Origin of the sequence: Domibacillus iocasae (assembly GCF_001750285.1) — a bacterium.
Lineage (GTDB): Bacteria > Bacillota > Bacilli > Bacillales > Domibacillaceae > Domibacillus > Domibacillus iocasae.
On sequence record NZ_MAMP01000024.1, the window covers coordinates 358,412 to 371,362 of the forward strand.

The following is a 12,951-nucleotide window of genomic DNA, read 5'->3' on the forward strand; positions in this document are numbered from 1 at the left end:
AAATCGTACACGTTTCAAATAAATAATGCAAACAAAAAGAAGCCATCTTTAAAAAAATGGCTTTTTCATATGTAAGGGCGACAATTTATTCATTGATTTTTTCTTATCAAAAAAACCGTCTGGAAAGTCTGTAAGCCCGTATATATTGCAAATATCCTGAAAGTTACCTGTGGCACCGCTTCCCGTTAAGACAATCCGCCAGCCATTATCTGCCCGGCGCACATCTCCAATGACGACCCCCGATGTGTCAGAAAAATCCTCTCCCAGTTCGTAACGGACGATTTCTTCTTTTGTTTCATCATTGATCATCCTGATAAAGGCTTCATTTACATCACGAAAGAAGGTTTGGACGCCCGATTGATAAAGAGCGACAGCAATGACAATTTTATCAACAGACGCAGGCAGCATGGACAACTGAACATATAATTCTTCATCATCGCCAATGCCCGCACCCGTTTGATTATCATTTGACAAAAGCAGCGCACCATCAAAAGCTGTCAATTGGTTATAAAAAACGATATGTTTATGCGAACGGACTCTATCTTTTTCATCAACTAACATTGCCATCATATCAAGATCAAAAAGTGAAGCGCTTCCATCCCAGCCTAGGGCAATTTTAATAGAAGCTGTCAGCCGATTAGGTTTCAAAAAAATCCCTCCTTACCATTAATCATATCAGCTGCAGGCTTTCTTTCAAAGTAAAAGCCTACAGCTGACGATCTATCTTGTTCTCGTTTCAAGCTGATTCAGCATTTGCTCTGCAATCGCATGGTAGCCAAGTTCACTCGGATGAATTCCATCGTCTGACAAATTTTGCGGCTGCTCACTGTTTATCACTTCGGTTGTATCGACAACGACTGCGTAGTCTAATTTCGAAGCGAGCTCGTACAGCTGGACATTCCATTTTGGTAAAAACCGGTCCGCCAGCGTGTATAATTCAAACTCTCTATCAAGCGGGTTATACAATTCAAGCAATAAAACTGTCGCTTCCGGATTTAGCTCGTGCACCCGATCCAAAACGTCTGTTAAGTTCCCGTTAAATTCTGTCTGCAGCAAATCAAATGACTGTACAGCTTCATAAAATCCTTCTTCAAATCCAAGCTGCAAAATATCATTGCCGCCAACATTAATCGTGACAATATCCGCCTGCTTAATTTGCTCATCAAACTCCCCGTTTTGAACAAGTTCATTTAATTCGCTGCTGGTAATCTCATTAATCCCTTCATTTTGAAACTGTACATCTTTTTGAATAGACGCTTCCAGATTTTCCGAGAATGTCTTAACGAGGTTTTCTTTCGGACTTGCTCCAAACCCGGTAATAATTGAATCCCCAATCGCTACATGGCGAAGCACTTGCTTGTCGCTTTTACGAAAATACTCTACATACGTGTCTTTTCGTTCACTTGCAAGTGTATGAGGCCCGTTTCCTTCCTTTAACTGCTCTATCTGATACTGCGGGTAATATATCCAAATCGCAATGCCTGCCACACACGCTGCTACGAGACTAAGGATCGCTGCGACCACTTTCATGCCCTTTGCCTTTTTCCTCCTTTTATACCGAAATACCTTTCAGTATGACCTTGTTAATTTCCTATTATACGTTCGGGCACTCCGCTTTCTCAAATTATCTGTTTCTTATTGGAAGAAGTGGTTAAGCCGTTCCCATCCTGTTTATAAAGGCTGCTTAACGCAAAAAACGGATTCATCCATTTCACAATTTCCGGTAAAAAAATCCAGTACGATCAGTGTGATATATTATATAAAGAAAAAGCCGATCCAAATATGACTTTCTTTTATCCATACCCGCATTTCTGGAAAAGGAGTCCTGAATGTCGTTGAAAAAAGCAGAAAACTGATTATCGTTAAAACAAGAAATAACAGCGCATTTTTATGATGCAGCCGAATGAGCTTTTTGCCAAACGGCATGTTGTATCAAAAAAACTCATCGATTTTCATGTTTAGTCACAGCCTTATCCAATGTGCTTTCTCATTCTTAGTCTACTTCCTTCCCCTATTTGCTTCAAATTTAATGGCGCTTAATATAAAAACCCCGTCTCATTCGACAGGGTCCGTCATTATTTCTAACGATTATAAATGTCGTATTCTTCCTGTTTTTCTTCAAGCCATGTTGTGTACTCGGACGACAGTTTTTCCTGCATAAGTGTTTCACGGATTCCGTCTGTGCTGTCTTCTAAATTTGCCTCCTTTGCTTCCTGCTTATCCATTACTTTTATAACGTGGTAACCAATCAGTTTTTACTGGATCGCTTGTTTCTCCGACTTTCATAGCAAATGCGGCCGTTTCAAATTCTTCAGTCATTTCACCTGTGCCAAAGAATCCGAGCTCGCCGTCATTTTCCGCACTTGCTGTATCCGTTGAATATTCTTTCGCCAATTCGGCAAAGTCTTCGCCAGCTTCAAGTTTTTTGATTACTTCATTTGCCGTTTCTTCATCTTCAATTAAAATATGACTCGCTTCCACTTTCTCAGATGTCGCAAAAGTGTCCTTCTCTTGATCCATTTCTTGCACATCCTTTTTCATTCGTTACCTATTCAGTTTAACGAGGGACAGTGAAAATTAAATGAAAAAAAGCATCCTTTTTTGGATGCTCTAGACTGTAGACAAATTACTTTCTTTGCGTGAGAAAATTGTACACGTATTATTAAAATGGTTCCGAAAAGGCAGCGTTGAACTGCACCCCAATCATTGGACACTAATGATTGGGGATGCAGTTCAGAGTCGGGAGATCCCGCAAGCGTCAGCCGAGGAAGCTCCCGCACTGCCCATGGAAAGCGCATTCCTGCCAGCTTCACCTATCGGCTCCAGAAAAAAAACAAAATTAGTTAACTGGAATATTATAACTTTTCAGACATTAGACATTTGCTGAAAAGAAGCTGTTGACGTTGTCTACAAGCTGAAGCATTCTTTGAGGATGCTCAGCCATTTCTATCACCGCTTGTTAATTCGAAGTTTCCGAGTTGATTTACATCTATATTCAGCCTGTCGGATGCGTTTAAATAGCGTAATATAGTAATAAACTGTTCTTGATCCATGCCCTGCTTTTCCATCTGCGAGCGCATACTATCGAATGGAGGAAGGTCGTCTGTTTCCGTTCCCGCCTTTATAAAAGAAGAAAAGTATTGGGAAACCGCCTCTACTTTTTCTTGGCTGATAAAATTCAAGTTTTCAAATTCTTTCTTTAAAGCTTCTTCAAACCCATGTAACAAACCGTAAATATGACCGTTATCCACCTTGTTGATTCCTTGTTGCTTTTGAATTTCATATAATTCACCCAGCACTTTTCCTAACGTCAACGTCAAGTCTTTATCCACACCTTATTCCCTCCTTTTTCTTTATCTTAAGCAGATAAAATCAATTTATACGGCTTGCTTTCGCCGACCTTTTTGAATTTAGCCGGCATTCAACTTGAGCGAAGTTTTTGTGCCGCCAGCCATTCACGCAAAGTGGTTCTGGAAAAATATATTTTTCTGTTTATCGTTATCGAAGGAATATCCGGATTTTCCTCAATCAATGCTTTTGCCTCTCCTTTCGGTGTACCGATAAAACGATGCACCTCCCCCGCTTCAATTAATTCAGGCTCATCTCTTTTTTTAAAATGATCGATAAAGTTTTTTTCTGATGGATTTTTCCAGTTTTTCAGCCCATCCCCAATAAAATAGCCCGCTATAGCAATTCCCAATCCTAAAAATAAACTCATGGCTTGTCCCTCCTCCTCATTCTTTATCCACTTTCCTATCTTATGAACAACCGGCAACAATCATTTCTTCTTTTAAAATAAAAAAACGCGCCTAAGCACGTTTGTCCATTTTAAAAATCAGTATAGCTTTTAAGCAGCTGGTCACTTAAACCAGCCTTTTTCTTTCGACTGGGAAATCGCTTCGATTCGATTTTTCACTTCTAATTTATCAAAAATGGTAGAGATGTAATTACGGACTGTACCGTTTTTTAAATTAAGCTTTTTCGCAATCTCACCCGTATTTTTCCCTTCTGCTACAAGTTCGAGTACATCTTTTTCCCGCTCTGTCAGCGGGTTCTCTTCACTGTAAAAATCATCCATTAATTCCGGGGCGTACACTTTACGCCCATCCATAATGCTGCGGATCGAGCTTGCGAGCTCTTCACTCGGACTGTCTTTTAATAAATAGCCGCTCACTTTCGCTTTTAACGCGCGCTGAAAATAGCCAGTTCGAGCAAATGTTGTTAAAATAATCACCTTGCACGAATCGTTTTTTAACTCTTCAGCGGCTTCAAGACCAGTCTTGATCGGCATTTCAATGTCCATAATACAAATGTCGGGCTGCATCTCATGGACAAGCGTTACTGCTTCTTCTCCATTTGCCGCCTGGCCAATCACCTCCATATCGTCTTCTAAACTGAGAAGCGATCCAAGTGCGCCAAGCAGCATACGCTGATCTTCGGCAATGACAATACGAATCATATTTTCATCTCCCCGTCATGTTGTGTTACATTATTTGGGACTGTCATCACAAGTGTCGTACCATTTTTACACTGGATGTCTAAAGTACCGTTGACAAATTCAAGCCGTTCACGCATGCCTGGCAGCCCACTTCCTTTCCCAATGTCATGACGGTTCAGGCCAACTCCGTCATCTTTTACAGTCATTCGTACAGCGTCCTCGAGCTGTTGAATTTGAATGTGGCATGAAAATGCCTGGCTGTGTTTTACAATATTCGTAACTGCTTCTTTCATACACATGCTTAACACATTTTCTACGAATAGTGACGCCTTTTCAAGCTGAAATGAAGGAGCGCCTGTGTATTCAATTTGCGCTGCTTTTAACATTTGCTGGACAAGAACCATTTCGTCGTTCACACGAATGCCTCGCATTGAGGAAACAAGATTTCTCACTTCATTCAGCGCTGTCCGTGCCGTCTGCTGTACATCCAGCAGTTCACTTTTTGCTTTTTCCGGGTCTTTTTCAATCAGTTTGCGTGCCAAATCACTTTTCAGTCCAATTAATGACAATTTCTGGCCAAGTGTATCATGCAAGTCGCGGGCAATCCGCTGACGTTCCTCCTGCTTGACCAAGTCTGAAATCCGGTTGTTTGCCATTTGTAGCTCTGCTTCGAGCTTATCCTGCTTTTTTCGATTGTACAATGTAAATGGCAATAAAATAACGCTAATAAAAACCACAATAATAATGGGCAGCTGCTGGATAAACAGCGGGTCCTGAACGACAATGTTGTAGTTGATCGATGCGATTGTGCTGACCAGATGAATCACATACGCCGTAACAAACGCCGCACGGTTGCGGATATTGCCATTGTAATACGCAATATAAAATGAAAAATAAATAAATTGGAACAAAATCGTCATGGTCACGGAAATCCCAACAAGAATGCAAATCCATAAATAAACCGGCCACTTGGATGATAAAAAAGCAAATCGAAAACTAATAAAAAATAAAATAGTTAATGTGATGCCGACCACAATTTCAATGGTTGAGGACGACTGGAAAATAAAGTAAAATGGTAGAAAACTTAAAATGCTCCATATGTATGGAGACAGTCCAGAGCTTCTTTGAAGCGATGCAAATCGTTTTTTCATAAAACACCTTTTTTGACCTTATTTTAACATAAAAAAGCTGTCCTCATCGAGCGAGGACAGCTTTTCAGTTAATTAACTGCGCTTCGTTTGTTATGCGCACCGTACGTTTTCTTTGCGTCTTTAAAGGTAACAAATTTATCCTGTGCTTCATCCCATAGACGGAATCTCACGGACTGGATACTCGTCCAGAGTGTAATTGTCGGCACATTTTGAAGCGGCTCTGAATTTGAATGTGCTGCTTCGAGCTGATAGTTTGGCACACGCGGGCTTAAATGATGCACATGATGGAAACCGATGTTGCCGGTAATCCATTGGAGCGGCTTTGGCAGCTTATAAAAAGAGCTTCCTTCTACTGCCGCTTTCACGTAGTTCCAGTTTTCGTCTTCTTCAAAGTACGAATCTTCAAACGTATGCTGTACATAAAACAACCAAACCCCCATCGCGCCGGCGATCCAGAACATCGGACCATGTACAAGCAAAAATGCCTGCCAGCCGACAAGCCAGCTCATGAGAAGTACGCTGCCAAGAAGAATCACGTTCGTTAAGTACGTGTTCATGCGCTCTTTTTTGCGGGCACCTTTTACATTAAATCGATTGGTAATTAAAAACACCCAAATCGGGCCAATTACAAACATGACAAATGGATTGCGGTACAAACGGTACGCAATACGCGTTTTTAGCGGTGCCGCGTAATACTCATTCACAGTCATCATCCACATATCACCTGTACCGCGCTTATCTAAATTAGAACTCGTCGCATGATGGACGTTATGGCTATGCTGCCATTGGTCATACGGGAAAAATGTCAAAACACCTGTCAATGTACCGACAATGCGATTTAATTTCCGGTTTTTGAAAAACGAATGGTGGCAGCAGTCATGAAAAATAATAAAGATGCGCGTAATAAATCCGGCACCGACAACCGCCAGTCCAAGCGTTAACCAATAAGAGATGGATAAGCTTTGATATGCCAAGTACCAAACAAGTAAAAATGGACCGACCGTGTTAATTAATTGGAAAATACTTTTTTGTGTATTTGATTTTTCATAGGGAGCTACTTGCTTCCGTAAAACTTTTGTGTTTTCTTTACTCATGTTTACGTTCCCTCCGCTCATTTATGTACTTAGTATAGCGGAGGGAAAACGTCTTGTGCAGTAGCACCCGTCATGCAATTTATATGACACTTGTCATATTTTATTTTTCATTTAGCAAATATAACACTTTTGCCGCTTCAGCGCGTGTCGCTGTATTCCCCGGCTTAAATGTTTTGTCCGTTCCTTCCATTAACGTGAGCTGATATGCTTTGTGAATGGATTCTTGAAAAGTTCGTCCGTAAGCCGACAGATCGGTAAACGGCAGCGATCCGCTCACTTTTACTTTCCCATGTTCTTTTTCATACGCACGGACAAGCATAGCCGCCATTTCTGCACGAGTGATCGGTTTAGCTGGTTTAAACATTTCTGTACTCGTTCCCTTTGTAATGCCTGCTTCATAAGCAGCAGCGATGTCTTGTTTTAGGGACCCACTCACGTCCACGAAAGGAGCTTCTTTTTTAGCTGTCCACTTCATAGAACGTGCGAGCAGACTGACAAATTGACCGCGTGTGACACTGCCTTCCGGATCAAACGTCTTATCGGTCTTGCCTTTAATGATATCCGCTTCCGCTAAGGCTGTAATATATCGGGCCGCCCAATGATCTGCCGGCACGTCTATAAATGAATGGTCGATTGATGATCCTCCTTCGCTTAAATCAAGCTCAAAAAGACCAAATCCTTTTTCATTCGTTTCACCTGTATACGTGATATTTTTTGTTTTTTTCGCAAGAGCCTCCGCTTTCGGATTTGATGTAAAAACAACGGTCGCATTTGTTTTGGCAAACGTCCAGTTATTGTTAACGGCTGCATCAATTTCTTTAAACTCCATAACATAGTTCATCATCGCCTGACGATTGGAATCCGGTGCTTTTAATACCGTATTCACGCCGCCAGGGTTCATCAGTTTGCTGCCTGCGGCCCGGTAATCATTTGTTGCCACAATAAATTCCATGTCATCTGTAACCGATTTTCCATTATACTTCACATTTTTAATCCGATTCGCATCTTCATTGATGAGATTTTGCCCTTTATCGTATTTCGGCAGTGATGTCACATCAATCTCATACGTAACACCGTCGATCACATCGAAATTATAGGTCGGGAAGTCTGGATTGATTAACGATTGCACTTCTTTTTTTGCTGGGTCAATTTCAATTGTATTAAATTGTCCTGCTGACCACTCCAGCCATTCTTTTAACGTTGCGCCATCTACTTTTACGGCGTTTACGACATTATTATCGTACAAATACAGGTCTGCGATATTTTTCAGTACGATCGTGCCTGACTTTACATCTGTGTAATCTTCTACTCCGCCGCGTCCTGCCTTAAACGGTGCGGATGCGGAAAGAACCGGCAATTTTTCATATTGAGTACCTTTCAGTGCGCTTTCTACGTACCATGTTTGTGCGCGGTTTAAAATCTCCATCGCCGCGTTATCCTGCACGAGACCGAAATACGTATTTAAGTCTCCTTTAAGCTCGCCAACAGGTGTATCCATATACGTAATAGTCGCTTCGTGCTCCGCTTTTACCGAATCGATGATGGCAGGATCTGCATCTGCCGTCACCTCTCCCGCAGTGATTGGCTTCAGCGTTGATGTTCCATTTATGACATCCCATTTGCCGTCCACTTTTTCCACTTGAAGGTCAATTAACCCGATATTATTCCCCCACGAGCCCGGCATCACTGTCGCGACGCCATTAATTGTTCCAGTCGTATTGTCAATGCCATTCCCGTCTGGGAACGATGGCTTCGCAGCATTTGGAAAGCTTAAATGCTGATGGCCGGTTAAAATCGCATCTACATCCGGGATTTGACTTAAATAATAGGAGGCGTTCTCAATGCCTTCTGTATAAGCTTTCATCTTGCCATTCTGGTCATATTCCGCAATGCCAGAGTGCGACAGGATGACAATGACGTCCGCTCCGGCCTCTTTCATTTCTGGCACTACTTTTTCTGCCGACTTCACAATGTCTTCTACGACTAGTTTGCCTTCTAAATGTTTGGCATCCCAGTTCATAATCCCTTGCGGCACAAAACCGGTTACGCCGACTTTTATTTTATGTATGCCCCCCTTCATATCTGTCACATTTTTCTCTAAAATCTTAAAAGGGGTAAAGTATGGATTTCCTTCGTTGTCGTACACATTAGCATTTACATATGGAAAGTCCGCTCCTTCTAGAGCAATATCCATAAAATCCAGTCCATAGTTAAACTCATGGTTTCCGATAGTCGCCGCATCATAGCCAAGCTGGTTCATCGCTTTATAAACCGGGTGAACATATCCTTCTTTCATCAGCCCGTTGTTATACACGTAGTCACCAAGCGGACTGCCTTGAATTAAATCTCCATTATCAAATAAAAGACTATTTTCTGCTTCGCTGCGCAGTTGTTTAATCAGTGTTGCTGCTTTGGACAGTCCATACGCATTTGTAGTCGACCCTTTGTAATAATCGTAGTTCATTACGTTTGAATGAATGTCTGATGTCTCGACAATACGCAAATTAACGGTGCCTTCTGCCGCCGCCATATGAGGTAAAAATAAACCCGCTGCGATCAGAGTAACGACTGTCCATGCTTTTTCCATATAACTGCCCCCTAAATTATTTTTTTAGTATAAAAATTATAACATGTCCATTAAATAAAAATCAGAAAATTTACAACATTTTTCGCATAAGTTTACAATGTGTTCGCATAAAAAAAAGACAATTTTTGCAAAGTGACTTTAGGCTGTCGACAAAATCGGCAGTCTTTTTGAAAAAAAGCTTCTATTACCAGAAACGAACAAGCGTCTTGACGGGAAACATCGCTTTTTTGAAAGGGTCGATAGGTGAAGCAAAAAGAACTCCGCTTTCGCGGGCAGTATGTGAGCCTCCTCGGCGTTGCCGCTCCTGCGGGGTCTCACGTCGACTTCTTTTCCAGGAGGAGTCTGCGTCCTTTTGGCTTCATCCCGTTTTTTGGAAGAACAGCGAGCTTTTGTGCCGTTTTTGGCTGGCTTTTATTCGCGAAAAACGGGTGGGCATCGTAACAGTCCCAATTCGGCGCTGCCGCCATCCGGCTCCAACAAAAAAGCGGCAAATCGAATGAACTTGTTCGCATCCCTGGCACAATGGTAAATAAAAAAGGGGGCCGGCAAAAGTTTTCTTTGACTGCACTCTGAAGATACTTTTTGCAAAGTGCTTTTTTCATTAAGTACATACTAAAATCCGCCTTGAAAAGGTGCCTTTTTTCGCAATGCAGCGATCTTGAATAATAAACCCTGCTTCGCGGATCATCTCTTCAATCGGATCGACCGAAACAACCACTAGTTTTTTTGCAATCCGCCGGGCGTTTGTTAAAATGGACTGCTGCTCCATCGGCGTCGAATGGGTGTATAAATTGTACGGCATATCGATAATTGCGACGTCATAATGCGCTTTCGTGTCCTCAATAGGACCAAGCGCCACATCTCCTTCCAGTCCGAAATAAGCAATATTTTCACGGGAGCCGTCCACAACGAGCGGGTTCATATCACGTCCATCGATATGAATGCCCATCGACAATGCTTCAACGAGGACGGTGCCAATGCCGCAGCACGGATCAATCGCCTTTATTCCAGCTACGCTTGGGACAGCAATGTTCGCAATTGCCCGTGCATCTCGTGCGCTGAGCGCTGTTGAATATTCACGCGGCTTTTTTATATGCTTCGTCCACAGCCGCTGATTTTTTTGATAGCGGCCTAAGTACCAGCGGCCGCCGCAGGCAGCAACACCAAAAAGATGGTCCGGATTTTTCAAATCAGCTTCACCGGTGATTTCCCACCCAATTGCCCGTTCTATTTCCATTCGTTCAGCATATTCAACTTTTTCGCGAAGCGGCAAGTCATTGATTTTCACAAAAATGACTTTAAATGTTTCTTCACCAAGGTTCATGCTGCCGGCTTTTTTTATAATGCCGGATGCCGTTTCACTGTCAAGCAGTACGTCTATTTTTTCCCGTATAAATGGGCTGCGGTTCAGATCCAGATCAACCTCGCTTTTTATAATCGGACCTTTTGCATTCGGTCCAAAGAAAGCACGCAGTTCCATCTCAGCCAGCTCCTGGTCTTCGGCGCTGTAGTTTACTGTATAAATAAATTCGTTCACATTTGCCCTCTTTTCCTTTTGTTCTTCTGCTTATTTTGACATACTTTTTATGATTGGGCGGAATCTTTTTTGAACAAAATAAAAAAACCCTGACGATTTATTCGAAATCGTCAGGGTTTTTATCGGCGGGACGAGGCTCTTTTTTATCTTGTGCCCGCTGCGGTTCAATATCCTCGCCGCGTTCTTTTTTCTTTTGCTGTTCTACAGAGTCGTTCGACTCGGTATTTTTTTCTGACATGTATGTCTGCCTCCTTTGTCTTGCTTCTGTTATGTTATTTCCACAATCCCTGAAAACTAAACACAGGTTATTATGTTTTTGTAAGAACATCCCGTGGATGATCGTCTCCATTGATAAACCGGCAAAATGCGGTCATACCGTTGGAGATCACCTTGTCTTCTTTATACCCTATAGGTTTAAAACATGAAAAAGCCCGCTGCCGGCTGACAGCGGGGTTGATTATTTCTTTTTTAAAATCGCAAACGTGCGCACCATTGAACCGATAAACATGATAAGCGCACCTCCAATTAACAAGACAAGAAATGTCTCTTTTGCAATCGCGCCAAACGGATAAAGAAGCCCGCAAATAATAGCGATGAAACCAATGGATGTAAGGGCCCAGCCGAGTTTAATCATAAAAGCACCTGCCTGATTTTCTTTTTGTCAGTGTACCATAGATTGTCATTCGATTGTTTTTCTTTCGCAAAAACAGTACACTTATTCTATTAAAATTCATGCGAAGGAATGATTCGTTTTGAAAAATTTCACTGCACTTGATTTTGAAACGGCCAATGCCAGCCGAAGCAGTGTTTGTTCGATCGGGCTGGCAAAAGTGGTAAACGGGGAAATCGCCGGAACCTATTATTCATTAGTGAACCCGAATGAACGGTTTGATGCGCGAAATATCGCCGTGCATGGCATCCGGTCTCATGATGTCAAAGACGCTCCTTCGTTTGCGGATATTTTTGTCGAAGTGCTGGCGTTTATCGGCGATGATCCGATTGTTGCCCACTTTGCCCAATTCGATATCAATGTCCTGCGGGGCACAGCCGCCAAACACCGGCTGACGCTGCCAAATAATCCGTATTTTTGCTCATGCATGCTGGCAAAATCGGTTTTAACGCTTCCATCTAATAAATTAAATGTTGTAGCCGCCCATTTCGACTTTACGTTCGATCATCACAATGCGCTGGAAGATGCGGTAGCCTGCGCAGTCATTGTAAATAATATGCTGAAACACTATACATCGCTTGATCAGTTTTTGGAAGAAATAAATTATTCGTTTGGCTATATACATGGAGACTCTTTCAAGAAAAAAAAGACTGTCCGCAAGCTGAAGCCAAAACCAAGAACCGGCACGCATCCCTTTTCTCAAAAGTCAATCGCTTTCACCGGCACACTTACATCGATGAAACGACAGGAAGCCATCGATCTTGTGACAAACCTTGGCGCAAACGTTCATGCCACTGTAAAAAAAGACACCGATTATTTAATCGTCGGCGAATCAGATGCAAAAAAATACCGAGATGGCCGCATCTCTTCCCAAATTCAAAAAGCAAAAGAGTGGCAGGCTAAAGGCGGACCGGTTAAACTCGTCTCGGAACGAAAATTTTTTGACGCATTATTTAAATGAAAGAACGCGCTTTTTATTTCAGCGCGTTCTTTTTTGCCTTCTTTACAGGAAGAGCTGCTTCTTTATACAATGGATCTTGTAAAAGAAAATGTGTCAAAGCGAATCGACTCCATTTTACAGTCGAAAGGCACTCCAGAGCAGACCAGCATCCGCATTTTGCTCGAATTGATCCCTTACAATAAAGAAAGTGAAATGGAAATGTCCGTCTGGTTTCATTTTATAATGGCGGATATTCACCATAGACAACAGGAGGATGAGGGGGTATTGGAAGGAGTTCAACGTATAATGACGGAACTTCATCAAGGAGGGATTCTAAAAGACTCAATAAATCTTGATATTGAAACGGAAAGGCTTTATGCCCTTGTTGACGGTCTTGCTCTTCACGCCATTCTTAACCCAAAACGACTGCAGAAGGAAAAAATAAAACAAGTTCTTGTAAATCACATGAATACTTTATTCAAGCAGCCAATTGAGGAAACGGATATATAGATAAAAAGCTGTGGCAAAATCAAT

Annotated in this window: 16 protein-coding genes; 2 read left to right on the forward strand and 14 right to left on the reverse strand. The window is 42.0% G+C overall.

All coding sequences use genetic code 11. The annotated features are described in order from the left end of the window. Positions 1-48: 48 nt before the first annotated feature. The 14 genes from BA724_RS15795 to BA724_RS18665 all read right to left on the reverse strand — a co-directional run bounded on the left by BA724_RS15795 (position 49) and on the right by BA724_RS18665 (position 11,441). Positions 49-648: a TerD family protein gene (locus BA724_RS15795; protein WP_069939627.1), complete on the reverse strand. Its 600-nt coding sequence runs from the start codon at positions 646-648 to the stop codon at positions 49-51. A gap of 72 nt (positions 649-720) precedes the next feature. Next, complete coding sequence (locus BA724_RS15800; protein ID WP_069939628.1) at positions 721-1,530, reverse strand: SGNH/GDSL hydrolase family protein; 810 nt, start codon at positions 1,528-1,530, stop codon at positions 721-723. Between the two features lie 551 nt (positions 1,531-2,081). Continuing rightward, positions 2,082-2,225 carry a hypothetical protein gene (locus BA724_RS18920; RefSeq protein ID WP_245676231.1) on the reverse strand — a complete coding sequence of 48 codons (144 nt, stop codon included), beginning with the start codon at positions 2,223-2,225 and terminating at the stop codon, positions 2,082-2,084. Continuing rightward, entirely contained in the window at positions 2,218-2,520 is a 303-nt protein-coding gene (locus tag BA724_RS15805; protein ID WP_069939629.1) for a peptidylprolyl isomerase, read from the reverse strand. Before BA724_RS15805 ends, BA724_RS18920 begins: the two co-directional genes overlap by 8 nt. Before the next feature lie 416 nt (positions 2,521-2,936). Continuing rightward, a complete protein-coding gene (locus BA724_RS15810) occupies positions 2,937-3,332 on the reverse strand; it encodes a hypothetical protein (protein ID WP_069939630.1) in 396 nt (131 codons plus the stop codon). An 89-nt stretch (positions 3,333-3,421) separates the two neighbouring features. Continuing rightward, complete coding sequence (locus tag BA724_RS15815; RefSeq protein ID WP_245676233.1) at positions 3,422-3,778, reverse strand: DNA-binding protein; 357 nt, start codon at positions 3,776-3,778, stop codon at positions 3,422-3,424. Between the two features lie 81 nt (positions 3,779-3,859). Continuing rightward, on the reverse strand, positions 3,860-4,459 hold the full coding sequence (locus BA724_RS15820; RefSeq protein ID WP_069939632.1) for a response regulator transcription factor: 600 nt from the start codon (positions 4,457-4,459) through the stop codon (positions 3,860-3,862). Continuing rightward, a complete protein-coding gene (locus BA724_RS15825; RefSeq protein WP_069939633.1) occupies positions 4,456-5,589 on the reverse strand; it encodes a sensor histidine kinase in 1,134 nt (377 codons plus the stop codon). The genes BA724_RS15820 and BA724_RS15825 overlap by 4 nt, the downstream gene beginning before the upstream one ends. A gap of 68 nt (positions 5,590-5,657) precedes the next feature. Continuing rightward, positions 5,658-6,683, reverse strand: a complete 1,026-nt coding sequence (desA, locus tag BA724_RS15830) for a Delta(5) desaturase DesA (protein WP_069939634.1) — start codon at positions 6,681-6,683, stop codon at positions 5,658-5,660. A gap of 100 nt (positions 6,684-6,783) precedes the next feature. Then, a complete protein-coding gene (locus tag BA724_RS15835) occupies positions 6,784-9,270 on the reverse strand; it encodes a bifunctional 2',3'-cyclic-nucleotide 2'-phosphodiesterase/3'-nucleotidase (RefSeq protein ID WP_069939635.1) in 2,487 nt (828 codons plus the stop codon). A gap of 314 nt (positions 9,271-9,584) precedes the next feature. Beyond that, complete coding sequence (locus tag BA724_RS15840) at positions 9,585-9,881, reverse strand: hypothetical protein (protein ID WP_069939636.1); 297 nt, start codon at positions 9,879-9,881, stop codon at positions 9,585-9,587. Continuing rightward, positions 9,872-10,750, reverse strand: a complete 879-nt coding sequence (locus BA724_RS15845; protein ID WP_083256276.1) for a TRM11 family SAM-dependent methyltransferase — start codon at positions 10,748-10,750, stop codon at positions 9,872-9,874. The genes BA724_RS15840 and BA724_RS15845 overlap by 10 nt, the downstream gene beginning before the upstream one ends. Before the next feature lie 154 nt (positions 10,751-10,904). Then, positions 10,905-11,045, reverse strand: coding sequence for a 3-methyladenine DNA glycosylase (locus BA724_RS18365; protein ID WP_141719960.1), 141 nt, complete (start codon positions 11,043-11,045; stop codon positions 10,905-10,907). Between the two features lie 219 nt (positions 11,046-11,264). Next, the gene (locus BA724_RS18665) at positions 11,265-11,441 is read right to left on the reverse strand and encodes a hypothetical protein (RefSeq protein WP_169818563.1); all 177 of its coding nucleotides are present in this window, start codon (positions 11,439-11,441) and stop codon (positions 11,265-11,267) included. 118 nt (positions 11,442-11,559) lie between these two features. Here BA724_RS18665 and BA724_RS18370 point away from each other — a divergent pair, with 118 nt between their 5' ends. Both BA724_RS18370 and BA724_RS15855 read left to right on the forward strand, forming a co-directional pair. Further along, positions 11,560-12,438, forward strand: coding sequence for an exonuclease domain-containing protein (locus BA724_RS18370; RefSeq protein ID WP_069939638.1), 879 nt, complete (start codon positions 11,560-11,562; stop codon positions 12,436-12,438). 33 nt (positions 12,439-12,471) lie between these two features. Next, entirely contained in the window at positions 12,472-12,927 is a 456-nt protein-coding gene (locus tag BA724_RS15855; RefSeq protein WP_141719961.1) for a TetR family transcriptional regulator C-terminal domain-containing protein, read from the forward strand. Positions 12,928-12,951: the final 24 nt, after the last annotated feature.